The 16,798-nt window shown below is 70.6% G+C and carries 13 protein-coding genes; 1 reads left to right on the forward strand and 12 read right to left on the reverse strand.

Annotation, left to right across the window (positions count from 1 at the left end; all coding sequences use genetic code 11):
• Positions 1–5 precede the first annotated feature (5 nt).
• The 10 genes from IFT79_RS01995 to IFT79_RS02040 form a co-directional block, all read right to left on the reverse strand.
• Complete coding sequence (locus tag IFT79_RS01995) at positions 6–563, reverse strand: DUF501 domain-containing protein (protein ID WP_192122784.1); 558 nt, start codon at positions 561–563, stop codon at positions 6–8.
• Entirely contained in the window at positions 560–1,117 is a 558-nt protein-coding gene (locus IFT79_RS02000) for an FtsB family cell division protein (protein ID WP_056048823.1), read from the reverse strand. The genes IFT79_RS01995 and IFT79_RS02000 overlap by 4 nt, the downstream gene beginning before the upstream one ends.
• Positions 1,118–1,202: 85 nt before the next feature.
• Entirely contained in the window at positions 1,203–2,483 is a 1,281-nt protein-coding gene (gene eno / locus IFT79_RS02005; protein WP_056048826.1) for a phosphopyruvate hydratase, read from the reverse strand.
• Positions 2,484–2,585: 102 nt separating this feature from the next.
• Entirely contained in the window at positions 2,586–3,827 is a 1,242-nt protein-coding gene (gene hisS, locus IFT79_RS02010) for a histidine--tRNA ligase (protein WP_192122785.1), read from the reverse strand.
• A 253-nt stretch (positions 3,828–4,080) separates the two neighbouring features.
• Entirely contained in the window at positions 4,081–4,662 is a 582-nt protein-coding gene (locus IFT79_RS02015; protein ID WP_192122786.1) for a TetR/AcrR family transcriptional regulator, read from the reverse strand.
• A gap of 306 nt (positions 4,663–4,968) precedes the next feature.
• Positions 4,969–5,904, reverse strand: coding sequence for a MazG nucleotide pyrophosphohydrolase domain-containing protein (locus IFT79_RS02020; RefSeq protein WP_342211746.1), 936 nt, complete (start codon positions 5,902–5,904; stop codon positions 4,969–4,971).
• A 2-nt stretch (positions 5,905–5,906) separates the two neighbouring features.
• Positions 5,907–9,518, reverse strand: coding sequence for a transcription-repair coupling factor (mfd, locus tag IFT79_RS02025; protein WP_159827150.1), 3,612 nt, complete (start codon positions 9,516–9,518; stop codon positions 5,907–5,909).
• A 153-nt stretch (positions 9,519–9,671) separates the two neighbouring features.
• A complete protein-coding gene (gene pth / locus IFT79_RS02030) occupies positions 9,672–10,262 on the reverse strand; it encodes an aminoacyl-tRNA hydrolase (protein WP_192122787.1) in 591 nt (196 codons plus the stop codon).
• A 60-nt stretch (positions 10,263–10,322) separates the two neighbouring features.
• Positions 10,323–10,958, reverse strand: coding sequence for a 50S ribosomal protein L25/general stress protein Ctc (locus IFT79_RS02035; RefSeq protein ID WP_056048841.1), 636 nt, complete (start codon positions 10,956–10,958; stop codon positions 10,323–10,325).
• A 296-nt stretch (positions 10,959–11,254) separates the two neighbouring features.
• Positions 11,255–11,797: a gluconokinase gene (locus IFT79_RS02040; protein ID WP_267659389.1), complete on the reverse strand. Its 543-nt coding sequence runs from the start codon at positions 11,795–11,797 to the stop codon at positions 11,255–11,257.
• Between the two features lie 201 nt (positions 11,798–11,998).
• Between IFT79_RS02040 and gndA the strand changes: the two genes are divergently transcribed.
• Positions 11,999–13,402: an NADP-dependent phosphogluconate dehydrogenase gene (gndA, locus tag IFT79_RS02045; protein ID WP_123571738.1), complete on the forward strand. Its 1,404-nt coding sequence runs from the start codon at positions 11,999–12,001 to the stop codon at positions 13,400–13,402.
• 895 nt (positions 13,403–14,297) lie between these two features.
• On the opposite strand, the gene IFT79_RS02050 is transcribed toward gndA, so the two are convergent.
• Positions 14,298–15,275, reverse strand: a complete 978-nt coding sequence (locus tag IFT79_RS02050) for a ribose-phosphate diphosphokinase (protein WP_056048844.1) — start codon at positions 15,273–15,275, stop codon at positions 14,298–14,300.
• 41 nt (positions 15,276–15,316) lie between these two features.
• Positions 15,317–16,750, reverse strand: coding sequence for a bifunctional UDP-N-acetylglucosamine diphosphorylase/glucosamine-1-phosphate N-acetyltransferase GlmU (gene glmU, locus IFT79_RS02055; RefSeq protein ID WP_192122788.1), 1,434 nt, complete (start codon positions 16,748–16,750; stop codon positions 15,317–15,319).
• Positions 16,751–16,798: the final 48 nt, after the last annotated feature.

Genomic DNA, 16,798 nt, shown 5'->3' on the forward strand with positions numbered 1-16,798 from the left:
GCGCGTCAGGCTCCCCCACCGATCTCGGGCGAGGCGGCGGCCGGCTGGTCGTCGGCCAGGAAGTCGGGGCACCGGCACACGTCGGGACTCCACGACGCCCGCTCGAGGGCGAGGTCGCCGAAGGGGTTGACCCCCGGCCCGGCCGCCAGCGAGTGACCGACGAGGGCGTGCAGGCACTTGACCCGCTCGGGCATGCCACCCGCCGTGACGTGGTCGATCTCGTCCACGTGCTCGATGCCCTCGCGGTCGGCCAGGTACGCCTCGTGCGCGGCGTGGTATCGGCCTCGCAACTCGGGGTCGGACTCGAGGAGCTCGGTGAACTCGGCCATCACCCCGGTGGCTTCGAGGGTCGACACGGCAGCCGTGGCACCGGGATGGCACAGGTAGTAGAGCGTGGGGAAGGGCGTGCCGTCGGTCAGCCGCGGTTTCGTCGCCACGACGGTGGGTGCGCCGCAGACGCAGCGCGCGGCGATGCCGATGACGTCGCGCGCGGGCCGCCCGAGCTGGGCGGTCACGACACGGACGTCGTGGTCGGTCACGGGGTCGAAGGGGGGCGTGGTCACGGCGTGCCACCTGTCTGCTCGGAGGTCGGGGCGGGCACCTGGCTGCCGCTGATGTCGGGGGCGACGAGTTCGGTCGCGGGCTCGTCGCTCAGCCCGGCGTCGAGCACCGAGGCCGTCATCGCCGCCACCCAGTCGACCTGGGGCGTCTGGAGCGAGTCGCTGATCGTCGTGCCGGTGCCCGGAGCCGTGCCGGGCGCCTGGGCCGCGTCGTCGCCCATCACGAGGTAGCTGTACTCACCCGGGTAGACGTAGAGCAGGCGGTCGCGTGCCTGGGCCTCGATGTACGCCGGATCGCTCCATCGCGCGACGTCTTCTTTCAACTCGTCGACGGACTGCTCTTGCTGCCGGACGTCGTCCTGGAGGGCCGCGATCTGCTGCTGCTGCTGCACCAGGGTGCGCAGCGAGGGCGCGAGGATGACGACGAACATGACCAGGATGACCAGCATGAGCACGCTGAACCCCGAGAACCGGATCGACCGCAGCCAGTGGCCCGTCGGCGTCTCGCCGGTCGGCAGGGTCACCGGCACACGGCGGTTCGCGGTCTCACGGGGCATGGGACGAGCCTAAAGGACGTCTCTGGGGAACGACGGAGGCCCGCCCCGCACGAGCAGGACGGGCCCCGAGGAGGCGCGGGTCGCGTCAGGCGGAGAAGCGCGGGAAAGCGCTGTACCCGGCGTAGACCGCGGCGTCGCCGAGCTCTTCCTCGATGCGGAGGAGCTGGTTGTACTTCGCCACGCGCTCGCTGCGGGCGGGGGCACCGGTCTTGATCTGGCCGGCGTCGGTCGCGACGGCGAGGTCGGCGATCGTGGTGTCCTCGGTCTCACCCGAACGGTGCGAGAGGACCGTCGTGTAGCCGCTGCGCTGGGCGAGCGCGACGGCGTCGAGCGATTCGGTCAGCGTGCCGATCTGGTTGACCTTCACGAGGATCGAGTTGGCAGCGCCGGCCTTGATGCCCTTGGCGAGTCGCTCGGGGTTCGTGACGAACAGGTCGTCGCCGACGATCTGCGTCTTCGAGCCGATCTCGCTCGTCAGGTGGGCCCAGCCCTCCCAGTCGTCCTCGTCGAGCGGGTCCTCGATGGTGACGAGGGGGTACGACGCGACGAGGTCGGCGTAGTAGTTCGCGAGGAAGGCCGAGTCGCGCTTCTCGCCCTCGAAGGTGTAGCTGCCGTCCGCGTAGAACTCGCTCGAGGCCACGTCGAGACCCAGGGCGAGGTCCTTGCCGGGGGTGAAGCCGGCCTTGGTGATGGCCTCGACGAGCAGGTCGAGCGCGGCGCGGTTGCTGTCGAGGTTCGGCGCGAAGCCACCCTCGTCGCCCAGACCGGTCGAGAGGCCCTTGGCCTTGAGCTCGCTCTTCAGGGCGTGGTACGTCTCGGCACCCCACTGCAGCGCCTCGGCGAACGAGGACGCGCCGACCGGCAGGATCATGAACTCCTGGATGTCGACGTTGCTGTCGGCGTGCGAACCGCCGTTGATGACGTTGAGCATGGGGACGGGCAGCGTGTGCGCGTTCGGCCCGCCGAGGTAGCGGAAAAGGGGCAGGTCGGCCGAGTCGGCCGCCGCCCGGGCCACGGCCAGCGAGACGCCGAGGATGGCATTCGCGCCGAGACGCTTCTTGTTGTCGGTGCCGTCGAGTTCGATCATGGCCTGGTCGATCAGGCGCTGGTCGGTGGCGTCGAGCCCCTCGACCTCGGGGCCGATCTCGTCGATCACGGCGGCGACGGCCTTGAGCACGCCCTTGCCGAGGTAACGGCTCTTGTCGCCGTCACGGAGCTCGTAGGCCTCGAAGGCCCCGGTCGATGCACCCGAGGGGACGGCCGCACGCGACACCGTGCCGTCCTCGAGCAAGACCTCGACCTCGACGGTGGGGTTGCCCCGCGAGTCGAGGATTTCGCGGGCGCCTACGGCGTCGATTGCTGCCACTGGAGAGCTCCTTAGTAGTCGTTCGTCTGGGGACGCGAGGTCCGCGGCCCAGCTTAGCCGCGCCTCCTGCCCTGGTTCGCGGCGAGGAGCCGTCGGCGACGGTCAGCCGATCGTGCGGACCTCGAGGTCGGCGGCCGACTCGCCCCCGCGCACGGTGACGAAGCGGCCGAACCCCGCCGCCGCCAGTCCGTCGAGCTGGTTGGTGAAGTTCTTGGCCTTCTTCTCGAGGCGCACGCGCCGTTCGCCGCCCGCCAGCAACGCGCGCTGCAGGGCGAGCAGCTCGACCGGTTGGACCTTCTTGTCGTAGACCACCGCGAGCCCTTCGTCGCCGTCGGCCTCGAGGGTCACGAGGTCGACGAGGCGTTCGAAGCCGAGGGAGAAACCGGCCGCGGGCACGTCGCTGCCGAGGAAGCGGCCGATCATGCCGTCGTAGCGACCGCCGCCGCCGAGGGAATAGGGCACGTCCGGGTGGGCGATCTCGAAGATCGTGCCCGTGTAGTACCCCATGCCGCGGACCAGGGTCGGATCGAACTCGAGGGTGGACCCCGGCAGCGCCTCGCGCAGCGCGACGAGGTCGGCGAACGCCGCACGGTCGAGCCACGGGACGTCCGTGGCCTCACCGGTGGCCCAGGAGGCGCCGGCCAGCTGGGTGAGCGCCTCGCCGAGACCCGGCGTGGTGACGCCGAGGTCGGCGAGTTCGGCGACGACGCCGTCGACGCCGATCTTGTCGAGTTTGTCGACGACGATCAGCGCCTGGTCGGTCAGCGCCTCGGGTACCGCCCAGTGGGCGAGCATCGCCAGCAGAATGCGGCGGTCGTTCACGCGGATCGTCGTGCCGGTGAGGCCGAGGGCGTCGAGCACGGCGGTCGTGGCCTGGATCAGTTCGATCTCGGCCAGCGGCCCGGCCTCTCCCAGGACGTCGATGTCGCACTGGACGAACTGGCGGTAGCGGCCCTTCTGCGGACGCTCGGCCCGCCACACCGGGGCGATCTGCACGGAGCGGAAGACCGTCGGCAACTCGGCTCGGTGCGACGCGTAGAAGCGCGCGAGCGGCACCGTCAGGTCGAAGCGGAGTCCGAGGTCGGCGAGTCCGAGCACGCTCTCGGCCGACCGCAGATCGTCGAGGTCGAGGCCCCGCCGGAGGACGGCGAAGACCTGCTTCTCGTTGTCGCCCCCGAGCCCGGAATGGAGGCGCGAGCTCTCTTCGACCACGGGCGTCTCGATCTCGTCGAAGCCGTAGGAGCGGTAGACGCCTCGGATGACCGAGAGCACGCCCTCGCGGCGCCTCTTGTCGGCGGGCAGGTGGTCGCGCATGCCGCGCGGCGGGTTGACGGGGGTCGGCATGAGGACATCATCCCAGAGACGCCGCACCCCTGACGTCGGTACCGACTTGCAGGCATGTCACATTCTACGTTATGGTTTTCTCGGGTGATCGGCGCGAATCGGGTTGCGTGTCGGTCACACCACTCGGCCCTCCCTTCCCTGCGGTGAGGGCCCTGGCCGGGCCGGGCGCTGAGCGCTCGGCCCGGTTCAGCCCGACCCGACGCCCGCCGACACCATCAGGTTCCACCCACCCCGAGGCCGACGGCGAGCAGGGTCAGTGCTGAGGAACACGCGAAACGAGGGTCTCGACGGCATGTTTGTACGCTGCGGACGCACGACGTCCGTCCCCCGAGACGATGGCGTCGTACTGCAGGCCGAACAACGCATCGACGAAGACCCGCGCCGCGACCTTGGCCTCGGCCGGCGCGACCCCGTTCGCCGAGACCCAGCCCGCCACGTGGTCGACCCATCGCCCGACCGCCCCGCGGGCCGTGCCGCCGACCTCGCCCGCCACGGTCTCGAGCAGGGCCGCCTCGAGCTCGAGGCGGTGCAGGTCCCGGCCACGCTCGGTGGTGACCTCGTGCCAGACCTTAGTCAGGTGCTTGCCAAAGGCCTCGCGGTCGAGCTCGGAGACCGCGACCGACAGCAAGGCATCGTTGCGGGCGACGACCGCGCGGACGATCTCGGCGATGAGCTCGGCCCGGTTGCCGAAGTGGTAGACGAAGACGTACGTGCTGACCCCCAGGGCCTCGGCCAGGGTGCGGAACGACACGGTGGCGAGGGAGCGACCCCGGAGGTGCTCGAGGATCTGGCCGAGGAGCTCGGGCTTGCGGGTGGGATCAGGCTTGCGAGGCATGGTGCCGCTCCTTCGTGCCGACGAGTCGTACTCACCCTGCGCGGTCGCCGTCGTCGTAGTGGACCATAACAGACGTCTGTCGTGGCCGACCGGTCGGTCGACCGGCACCCGCGAGGCCCCCCGAGCACCCCGGGCGGGACGCCGAGTGGACCGACATGTCGGCTTTTGACATGTCAACACACATCCTCTACATTGAGGACACCACTCGGACCCCACCGGGTCGCTGCCCCTCGGGCCGACCCTCTGGTGGACGAGCGCCGGCCTCGCCACTCATTCGGGTTGAGCGGGCGACGCCGAGGTGCCCCCTCATTCGGGTTGAGGGGGCACCTGCTCGACGGGACGGCCTTCGATCGTGCCGCCTTCGATCGTGCCGCCTCCGGCCTGGGCGCCCTCGGGCTGCTCGCCTTCTGCCTGGCCGCCCTCGTGCTGCCCGCCTCCGGCCGGTTCGGCCTCGTCTCGCCGAAGCAGCATCTCGCGCTCGCGCACGGCGGCCCGAAGCGCGCGCTCGGCGTCCATGCCCCGATCGGTGGCCTCGTCGACCTGCGCCAGCAGCGATCGGCCCCACGCGAGTTCGCGCGACTCGGCCAGGGCGTCCGTCGCCGTTGTGCCCGTCGCCTCCGTGCCCGTCACCTCCGTGCCCGTCACCGCCGTGCCCGTCACCTCCGTGCCCGACGTCGTGGTCGGTGCCCGATCGGGCTCGGGGCGGACGCCACCTGCGGCAGCCCGTCGCGCATCGAGCTTCTGGGCGCGGGCGAGAGCGGGCTGCCCGACGGGGACGCCGTCGTAGGCACTCGTCCGCTGCGACTTCTCGTCGGCCTTCGCCGCCGACCAGAGTCGGACGATCTCGTCGACGTCGTCGGCCCGGTCGGCCCCGAAGACGTGGGGGTGACGCCGCACGGTCTTCTCGGCGACGTCACGCACGACGTCGGCGAGGTCGAACGACCCCGAGGAGGCGCGGGCGGCGAGGGCCCCGTGCAGGACCACCTGGTAGAGCACGTCCCCGAGCTCCTCCCGGACGTCGTCCGAGGTGCCGTCCTCGATCGCCTCGACGAGCTCGTAGGTCTCTTCGACGAGGTAGGTCACCAGGGACCGTGGGGTCTGCGCACGGTTCCAGGCGCATCCGCCCTCGTCGGCGAGGAGGGCGTCGACCACGCGGACGAGCTCGTCGAGCCGAGCGCCCGCCCCGGGTTCGGAGGCGCCCCGCGCCTCCTCGTCGTGGGCTCCGTCCGGGCGACGCGACACGGTCAGCTCGCCGCGGCCGTGTCGGTCGCCGGACGCGCGACCGGGGCCGCGTAGATCGCCGACAGCAGCTGCTCGACCCAGACGATCAACTCGTCGTCGCTCGGTGCCTGCCCATGGGCTCGTGGCAGGGGCACGCTGACGGCGTTCGTCTGCGCGAACCACCGCGCACCCGGATACATCCGTTGCAGGCGGACCTGCATGCTGTCGGGCAGGTCGACGCCCGAGACCCGCAGGTTGCTGCCCATGACCACGACCTCGCTGAGACCGGCCTTCTGGGCCGCCCGACGCAGGCGGGAGACCTCGATCAGCGCCAGCACGGGTGCCGGGGGCTCACCGTAACGGTCGGTGAGTTCGTCGAGCACCGAGTCGATCTGGTCGTCGGTGGACGTGGGCGAGCTGGCTGTCGAGAGCTTCTGGTAGGCCTCGAGGCGCAGCCGCTCGCTCTCGACGTACTCTTCGGGGACGTGGGCGTCGACCGGGAGTTCGAGCCGGAGTTCGGTCTGCCCCTCGGCGACGTCCCCGCGGAAGGAACTGACGGCCTCACCGATCATGCGGAGGTAGAGGTCGAAACCGACCCCGGCGATGTGCCCCGACTGCTCTCCGCCGAGCAGGTTGCCGGCCCCACGGATCTCGAGGTCTTTCAAGGCGACCTGCATGCCCGCACCGAGCTCGTTGTTGGCGGCGATCGTCTCGAGCCGGTCTTGTGCGGTCTCGCTGAGCGGCTTGTCGGCGTCGTAGAGGAAGTACGCGTAGCCTCGCTCCCGGCCTCGACCCACCCGCCCACGCAGCTGGTGCAGCTGGCTCAGACCGTACTTGTCGGCCCGGTCGATGATCAACGTGTTGGCGTTGGCGATGTCGAGACCGGTCTCGATGATGGTGGTCGACACGAGGACGTCGAACTTGCGCTCCCAGAAATCGACCATCACCTGCTCGAGCGTCGACTCGGCCATCTGGCCGTGGGCGACGGCGACGCGGGCCTCGGGCACGAGCTCGGCGATCTGCGCCGCGATGCGGTTGATGCTCGACACGCGGTTGTGCACGTAGAACACCTGGCCCTCGCGCAGCAGCTCGCGCCGGATCGCGGCGGCTTTCTGCCGGTCGCTCTCGGGGCCCACGAAGGTGAGGATCGGGTGGCGGTCCTCGGGCGGGGTGGCCAGGGTCGACATCTCGCGGATGCCCGTGACGGCCATCTCGAGCGACCGCGGGATCGGGGTCGCCGACATGGCCAGGATGTCGACGTTGGTCTTGAGCTTCTTCAGGGCGTCCTTGTGTTCGACGCCGAAACGCTGCTCTTCGTCGATGATGACGAGGCCGACGTCCTTGTACGAGATGCCCTCGCTCAACAGTCGATGAGTACCGATGACCATGTCGACGGTGCCGTCGCCGAGCCCGGCGATCGTCTCCTTGGACTCTTTCGCCGACTGGAACCGGCTGAGGCTCCGGAGGTGCACGGGGAACCCGGCGAAGCGATCGCTGAAGGTGTCGAAGTGCTGTTTCACGAGCAGGGTCGTCGGGACGAGCATGACGACCTGCTTGCCGTCCTGGATGGCCTTGAACGCCGCTCGGACGGCGACCTCGGTCTTGCCGTAGCCGACGTCGCCCGAGAGCAGGCGGTCCATCGGGATCGGGCGCTCCATGTCGGCCTTGATCTCGTCGATGGTCGTGAGCTGGTCGGGGGTCTCGGCGAACGGGAACGCCTCTTCGAGCTCGCGCTGCCACGGGGTGTCGGGCGGGAACGCGTGGCCCTTGCTCGCCATGCGGGCCGAGTAGAGCTTGACCAACTCGACCGCGATGTCGCGGACGGCCTTGCGCGCCTTGCCCTTGGCGGCCGCCCAGTCCCCGCCGCCCATCTTGCTGAGCGTCGGGGCCTCGCCACCCACGTAGCGGCTGAGCAGGTCGAGCTGATCGGTCGGGACGTAGAGCTTGTCGCCGGGGTAACCGCGCTTCGAGGGCGCGTACTCGAGCACGAGGTACTCGCGAGAGTGCTTGACGGCGTTCTTGCCACCGCTCGACACCTCGCGGCTGGTGAGCTCGAGGAACTTGCCGATGCCGTGGGTCGAGTGCACGACGACGTCGCCCGGCTTGAGCTGGAGGGGATCGACGACGTTCTTGCGTCGGGTCGCGAGCTTCTTGACCTGCCGCGAGTCGTAGTTGGCCGAACGGCCGTAGAAGTCGGACTCGCCGAGGACGGCGATCTTGGACTCCATCAGTTCGAAACCGGCCTCGACACCACCGGCCACGAGGTGGACGACGCCGGGTTCGAGGGTCTCGGGCAGGCTCTCCTCGAGGCGGGCGGCGACCTCGCGCTCGGCGAGGACGTCTCGGGCCCGCTCGACGAGCCCCGTGCCGCGGGCCGTGACGACGACGGACCAGCCGTCGCGCACGCGCTCGACGACGTGCTCGAGCGCCCCCTCGGCGTGTCCGCTGAAACTCGGGACGACGGCCGCGTCCACGCGGACGTAGTCGCCGGCCGCGGCGACCGCCTCGTCGTCGGACAGGACCTCGCCCGAGTCGAAGCCGCTCATCGTGAACCAGGACCGGTCGCCCGCTGCGTCACGCAGGTCGCGGAGGCTGAGGAAGTCGCCCGAGTCGAGGTCGATGGGTGCCTCGGCACCGGCCGTCGCGGCGTTCCAGGCGGCCGACAGGAACTCGCGGTTCGTCTCGGCCAGGCTCTGGGCGCGCGACACGACCCGCTCGGGTGAGAGGACGACGATGGAGGCGCCGGCCGGCAGGTAGTGCGTCACCGGCACCAGCCGGTGCACGAGCGCGGGTGCCAGGCTCTCCATGCCCTCGACCGGGATGCCCTCGGCGATCTTCGCGAGCATCTGCGAGAGGCTGGGGAACTCGTGCTGCATCTCGCGAGCCCGTTGACGGACCGCCTCGGTGAGCAGCATCTCGCGACTCGGCGGCAGCTCGACCGACGTGACCTCGCCGTCCAGGCTTCGCTGGTCGGCCACGGAGAACCGACGGATCTGGTCGACCTCGTCGCCGAAGAAGTCGACGCGCACCGGGTGTTCGGCCGTGGGCGGGAACACGTCGAGGATGCCGCCGCGGACGGCGAACTCGCCACGGCGGGTGACCATGTCGACCCGGGCGTACGCCAGGTCGACGAGATGGACGGCGATGCCCGAGAGGTCGTGGCCGCGCTCGCCCACGGTGAGCCGCACGGGGTCGAGCTCGACGAGGTTGTCGCTGAGCGGCTGGAGGGCGGCGCGCACACCGGCGACGACGACGATGGGGCGGACGGAACCCGGCGCCTCGGCAGCTTCCTGCCGCCAGGTGGCGAGACGCCGCAGGGCGTGGATCCGCTTGCCGACCGTCTCGGCGCTGGGGCTGAGACGTTCGTGGGGCAGGGTCTCCCACGCGGGGAACTCGATGACCTCGGCCTCGGGCAGGTAGCTGGTGAGCGACCCCCGCACCGCCTCGGACTCCCGACCCGTGGCCGTGACGACCAGCATCGCCTGCGGACCCTCGCGACGGTCGAGCAGACCGGCCAGCAGGGGAACGCGGAGGCCGTCGACGACGGAGAAATCGGTGCTGCGTGCGGCCCGGTCGAGGGCGGCAGAGAACGTGGAGGCGCGCGAGAGCGCCTGGATCAAGCCCGCGAGTATCACCCGGACGATGTTACGCGGCACCACCGACACCGCGGTCGGGGTTCGCTGTCGGCGACACCGGGAGGCGCCCGGAGGTCGGTCACCGGCGGGACGGACCCGCTCGTCGCGGTCCGCGACTCGACCACGTCCGTGGTCGGCCGGGCTCCGGACGCGTCAGCTCTTCGCGGTGTGGAACTTCAGCTGCGCCGCGGTGAGCCCGTCGGTGGCGATCATCTCGACCGCGTCGGCCGCGTCGGCGAGCAGGAACGGAAGTTCTTTGCGTTCCGTGGAGGAGAAGTCCTTGAGGACGAAGTCGGCGGCTGGCTGCCTGCCGGGCGGACGGCCGATGCCGACCCGAACCCGGGTGAACTCGTTCGACCCCGTGGCGGCGATGATGTCGCGGATGCCGTTGTGGCCGCCGTGGCCGCCACCGTGCTTCAGCCGGACGACGTCGAAGTCGATGTCGAGCTCGTCGTGGACGACGATGAGGCGCGACACGTCGAGGTCGTAGTACTTCAACAGTGCCTGCGTCGGCCCGCCCGAGACGTTCATGAAGGTCGCGGGCCTGGCCAACACGAAGCGAGGGCCGCCGGGAGCGGTGCGCCCCTCGGCGACCGTCGCGTTCGTGCGGTGGTTCTTGAACCCGGTGGAGAGTCGGTCGGCCAGTTCGGCCAGGACCATCTGCCCCACGTTGTGCCTGTTGCCGGCGTAGCCGGGCCCGGGGTTGCCGAGCCCGACCACGAGCCACTGGTCATCGAGTGCCATCGTCGTGGTCGTCGTTCTCTCAGTGGGTCTGCGCCGGCAGGGTGTTCGAGCTGCGTCGTGTTACTCGGAGCGCTCTTCGTCCTCGATGGACTCGACGTCGCCCTCGGCCTCGGCGGCCTCGCCGTCCTCGTCGGAGACCGCGTCGGTCGTCAGGTCGAGCTGGGGCACCGAGACGGCGAGCACGAGGGTCTCGGGCTCGCTGACCAGGGTCGCGCCCTTGGGCAGCACGAGGTCGGCGGCCGAGATCTGGGCGCCCTCTTCGAGGCCCTCGATCGAGACGACGACGTTCTGCGGGATGTGCGTGGCCTCGACCTCGAGCTCGACGGCGTTGAGCTCGACGACGTGGATCGTGCCGGGAGCCGACTCGCCCTCGACGTGCACGGGCACCTCGACGGTGACCTTCTCGCCCTGGCGGACGACGATGAGGTCGATGTGCTCGATGGTCTGCTTGACCGGGTCGCGCTGGATGTCCTTGACGAGGGCGAGCTGGTTCGTGCCCTCGATGTCGAGCGTGATGACGGCGTTGGCACGACGCGTGATCAGCATGGTCTCGTGACCGGGCAGCGTGACGTGCTGGGGGTCGGTGCCGTGGCCGTAGATGACCGCGGGGATCTGGTCCTTGGCACGGATCTTGCGGGCCGCGCCCTTGCCGAAGCTGGTGCGCACGAGGGCGCTGAGGTTGTTCTGGTCGGACATGTCGTCTCCTTGCAGGGGCCGTGACGGCCCGGGGGTGTGTGGTCGGTGTCAACTCGAACGCGAATCGCGTGAGGAAGGACCCGCAACCCGAGGGGTGCCGCCCGAGGGACGATCACCGCTGCACGAGTGGTGCGTGAGCACCGAGCGCCTGCCTACCGCGTCGATCACGGGTGCCGGAGCACCCCTCGCCGAGGTTCAGCTACCAAGGCTACACGTCGGCCGGGCGTGTCGCCAACCCGCGCCTCCTCGGCTCGTCCGTCCGCGAGGGTGCCCCCTCAGCGCCCGAGTCGGGCTCGTCAGTGCTCGAGCTCACCTCGTCGCACGGCCCCGAGGTGGGCCGTCACGGCCGCCACGACGTCGTCGGGACCGGGCTCCACGTCGACCTCGAAACCAGCCTCGTCGTCGGTCAGCGGCTCGAGGGTGGCGAACTGCGACTCCATCAGGCCGGCCGGCATGAAGTGCCCCTTGCGCTCGCGCTGACGTCGGGCGACGAGGTCCCGCACGCCGGTCAGGTGCACGAACCGGAGGCGCGGGTCGCCCTCCCGCAGGACGTCGCGGTACGCCTTCTTCAGCGACGAGCAGGCGACGACCACCGAGGCGTCGCCCGCCGCGGCGATGCGGTCGGCGACGATGCGGAGCCACGGCCACCGGTCGTCGTCGTCGAGCGGCTGCCCGGCGGCCATCTTGAGCCGGTTGGCCTCGGGGTGCAGGTCGTCGGCGTCGACGAACGGGACGCCGAGGGTCTCAGCCAACAGCTCGCCCACGGTCGACTTGCCCGATCCGGAGACCCCCATCACGACGACGGGCGGGAAGGGAGCGGGGTGGGGCTGGTCGGTCACGGACGGCCTTCGATCGGGGAAACGGTTGCGTCAACCCTAGGCGAGCCGCCGTGGAGGGGTACGGACGGAGCCTGTCGGACGCTCGGCACCGAGGCATAGTCTGCGAACACCACCGACCGAGAAGGAGGCACCGTGACCGAACACGGAGCAGCATCGCAGTCCACCGCCCAGGCGAACATCGGAGTCGTCGGCCTGGCCGTCATGGGCTCGAACCTGGCGCGCAACCTGGCCAGTCGCGAGGGCAACACGGTCGCCGTCTACAACCGCTCCCCCGAGCGCACCGACACCCTCATGGACGAGCACGGTGACGCCGGGTTCATCGCCTCGAAGTCGATCGAGGACTTCGCCGCATCCCTGCAGAAGCCGCGCACCGCGATCGTCATGGTGCAGGCCGGTCGCGGCACCGACGCCGTCATCAGCCAGCTCGCCGACGTGTTCGACGAGGGCGACATCATCGTCGACGGCGGCAACGCGAACTTCCAGGACACCCGCCGACGAGAGGCCGCCCTCAAGGAGCGCGGACTGAACTTCGTGGGCGCAGGCATCTCGGGCGGCGAGGAAGGCGCCCTGAAGGGGCCGTCGATCATGCCCGGCGGCTCGAAGGAGGCCTACGAGACGCTCGGCCCGATCCTGGCGTCGATCGCCGCGGTGGCCGAGGGCGAGCCCTGCGTCACGCACGTCGGGGCCGACGGCGCGGGCCACTTCGTCAAGATGATCCACAACGGCATCGAATACGCCGACATGCAGCTCATCGCCGAGTCGTACGACCTGCTGCGCCGGGTGGGCGGCCACGAGCCCGCCGCCATCGCCTCGGTCTTCGAGGAGTGGAACACGGGCGAGCTCGAGTCGTACCTGATCGAGATCACGGCCGAGGTGCTCCGCCAGACGGACGCCAAGACGGGCGGCCCGCTCGTCGACTCGATCGTCGACCAGGCCGGCTCCAAGGGCACGGGCGTCTGGACCGTGCAGAACAGCGTCGGGTTGGGTGTGCCGGTCGGCGGGATCGCCGAGGCCGTCTTCGCCCGCGCCGTGTCGTCGAAGCCCGCCCAGCGCTCGGCCGTGCAGAAGACCCTGCAGGGACGGCCCGAGATCCAGGAGGCCGGCGACGGCTTCGAGGACGACGTGCAGAAGGCGCTCTACGCCTCGAAGATCGTCGCCTACGCCCAGGGCTTCGACGCCATCATCGCCGGTGCCGACGAGTACGACTGGGACATCGACAAGGGCGCCATCGCCAAGATCTGGCGCGGCGGCTGCATCATCCGGGCACAGTTCCTCAACCGCATCGTCGACGCCTACGAGAAGGACGCGTCGATCGCGACCCTGCTCGAGGACGACTACTTCGCCGCGGCCGTCCGGGACGGCGAAGAGGCCTGGCGCCGCATCGTGGCCAAGGCCGCCCTCTCGGGCATCCCCGTGCCCGGGTTCGCCTCGGCCCTGTCGTATTACGACTCGCTCGCCTCCGAACGCCTGCCTGCCTCCCTCATCCAGGGACAGCGGGACTTCTTCGGGGCACACACCTATCAGCGCGTCGACGAGGAGGGCACGTTCCACACCCTCTGGTCGGGCGACCGGTCCGAGATCGAGACGGAGCCGTCGACCCACTGACGGGTGCAGGGGCGCTCACCGCGCCTCCTGCGTCCTGACGGGCGTGCCCGTCGATGCGGTGCCGCTGCGGCGGGCGGCATCAGGCACGCCCGTTCGTCGTTCCGCCGCAGCGGATCTCGGAGCTTCCGACGTCGACGTAGACAACTCAGGAGAACGGCCGCCGAATCGGCCCTCTGGAGGCGCGGCGCAGCCGAACTCCTGAGTTGTCGACTTCGCACGGGCAGGTCGCGGGCCAGGCGGGCCGCTCGGGCCGCCGTGGCCTGCCGGTCGCGTGACCCAGGCGGCACGGGCCGGGCGGGTCGAGCAGACCCACGTCGGCAAGTCAGGAGAACGACCGCCAAGACGGCGCGCAGGACGCGCGGCGCAGCCGGACTCCGGAGTTGCCGACTTCGCGCGGGCAGGTCGTGGACCAGGCGGGCCGGGCCGCACGCAGCCAGGCCCCACGCCGCCCGCGTGGCCAATTCAGGAGAACGTCCGTCGAAACGGCCCGCAGGAGGCGCGGCGCAGCCGATCTCCGGAGTTGCCGACATCGGACGAGCAGGCCGGGCCCGTCGGGGCCGAGCGGCCGGGGGGGGGTCGAGCAGGTCCCCGTCGGCAAGTCAGGACAACGACCGCCGAAGCGGCCCGCAGGAGGCGCGGCGCAGCCGGACTCCGGAGTTGCCGACATCGGACGAGCAAGCCGGGCCGGTCGGGGCCAGGCGAGCCGAGCGGTCGGAGCCAGGCGAGCCGAGCGGTCGGAGCCAGGCGAGCCGAGCGGTCGGAGAGCCAGGCGAGCCGGGCGGTCGGAGCCAGGCGAGCCGAGCGGTCGGAGAGCCAGGCGAGCCGGGCGGTCGGGCCAGGCGGGTCGGGCCGGTCGACTCCGTGCGCCGAGGCGACGGGAGGTGCCGGGAGGGGGCTAGGCGGCGCCGTCGAACATCGAGGTGACCGAACCGTTGTCGAAGACCTCGTGGATCGCCCGGGCGATCAACGGGGCGATGGGCAGGATCTCGAGCTTGTCGAACTTCTGGTGCTCGGTGAGCGGCAGGGTGTCGGTGACGACGACCGAGTCGATGAACTCGCTGTTGAGGATCTCAGGGGCGGGGTCGCTGAAGACCGCGTGGGTCGCGGCGACCACGACGCCGATCGCGCCGTTGGCCTTGAGCGCCTCGGCGGCCTTGACGATGGTGCGACCCGTGTCGATCAGGTCGTCGACCAGCAGGCACACGCGACCCGAGACGTCGCCGACGATCTCGTGGACGGTGACCTGGTTCGGCACCAACGGGTCACGGCGCTTGTGGATGATCGCGAGGGGGGCGTCGAGCTTCTCGCTCCAGATGTCGGCGACGCGGACGCGGCCCATGTCGGGCGAGACCACCGTCAGGGTGGTGTTGTCGAGCTTGGCGCGGAAGTGCTCGAGCAGCACGGGCATGGCGAAGAGGTGGTCGACCGGGCCGTCGAAGAAGCCCTGGATCTGCGGGGCGTGGAGGTCGACGCTCATGATGCGGTGCGCGCCGGCCGCCTTGAAGAGGTCGGCGACGAGCCGGGCGGAGATCGGCTCGCGGCCCCGGCCCTTCTTGTCTTGCCGGGCGTACGGGTAGAACGGCGCCACGACGGTGATGCGCTTGGCCGAGGCCCGCTTCAGTGCGTCGACCATGATCAGCTGTTCCATCAGCCACTCGTTGATCGGCGCCGAGTGGGACTGGATGACGAAGGCGTCCGAGCCACGGACGCTCTCGTCGAACCGGGCGTAGAGCTCGCCGTTGGCGAAGGTGCGGGCGTCGGTCGGGATCAGCTCGCTGCCGAGCTCGGCGGCGATCTGGTTGGCCAGTTCGGGGTGCGCACGCCCCGAGATCAGAACGAGTCGGTTCTCGCCGGTGATCTTGATTCCGGACACGTCACTCGCTCTCCGGCCCCGAGGGGCCAACCCGACCGGGTTCAGTCGGTCGTTCGTTCGGCGCGAGCGGCGGCCTCGGCAGCCGCCGAGCCGGGGCGGTTCGCCTCGACCCATCCGCTCGCATTGCGCTGTGGAGCGATGCTCAAGGCCAGGGCACCGGCCGGCACGTCTTTGCGGACGATCGTTCCGGCGCCTGTGTACGCTCCGTCGCCAATCCTAACGGGGGCGACGAAGACGTTGTGCGACCCGGTGCGGACGTGCGACCCGACCTCGGTGCGGTGCTTGTCCACGCCGTCGTAGTTGGCCGTGATGGTGCCGGCGCCGATGTTCGACCCCTCGCCCACCTCGGTGTCGCCCACGTAGCTGAGGTGCGGCACCTTCGACCCGGCGCCGATCTGCACGTTCTTGGTCTCGACGAAGGTGCCGATCTTGCCCTCGGCGGACAGGAGCGTGTTGGGCCGCAGGTACGCGAACGGCCCCACGGAGGCGCGGGCACCGATGACGGCGAGCGTCGCGTCCGTGCGCTTGACGGTCGCCCCCTCGCCCACCTCGGTGTCGACGAGGGTGGTGTCGGGGCCGACGACCGCGCCCGGGGCGATGTAGGTCGCGCCGCGGAGCTGGGTGCCCGGCAGCAGTTCGACGTCGGGGCTGAGGGAGACGTCGCGGTCGATCCAGGTGGTCTGCGGGTCGACGATCGAGACGCCTTCGCGCTGCCAGTGCTCGACGATGCGGTCGTTCAGCCGACGGGCCGCGGCGGCGAGCTGCACGCGGTCGTTGATGCCCTCGAGGCGCCACGTCTCGTCGATCGCCCGTGCGGCGACGACCTCGCCGGCACCGGTGAGCAGGCCGACCATGTCGGTGACGTACTTCTCGTTCTGCGCGTTGGCCGACCCGATGCGGGGCAGGTGGGTGCGCAGGGCGGCGACGGTGAAGACGTAGGTGCCCGAGTTGATCTCGCGCACGGCCCGCTCGTCGTCGGTGGCGTCCTTGTGCTCGACGATGCGGTCGACGTCGCCCGACTCGCGGCGGACGACCCGCCCGTAGCCGGTGGCGTCGGGCAGCACGGCACTCAGCAGCGTCGCCGAGGCGGAGGCGGCACGGTGCTGGTCGAGCAGGGCGGTGAGCGTCGCGTGGTCGAGGAAGGGCACGTCGGCACTGACGACCACGACGTCGCCGGTGAAGTCGGCGGGCAGCGCCTCCACCGCTTGTTCGACGGCTCGACCGGTGCCGGGCACGTCGTCCTGATCGACGACGAGCGCGTGCGGGGCGGTGTCGAGCACGCTCGCGACGACCAGGTCGCGCTCGTGCCGCACCACGGCGACGAGGTGGTCGGGCCGGAGCGCGCCGGCGCTCTCGAGCACGTGCTGGATCAGCGGCAGCCCCGCCAGGCGGTGCAGGACCTTCGGGGTCGAGGACTTCATGCGGGTGCCCTGCCCTGCGGCGAGGACGACGACGGCGAGCTGGCGTTCGGGCATGGTGCTCCTTGGTGAGGGGTGGCGCGTGATCACCGCCGATCCTCCCAC

Origin of the sequence: Frigoribacterium sp. CFBP 8759 (assembly GCF_014841655.1) — a bacterium.
Lineage (GTDB): Bacteria > Actinomycetota > Actinomycetes > Actinomycetales > Microbacteriaceae > Frigoribacterium.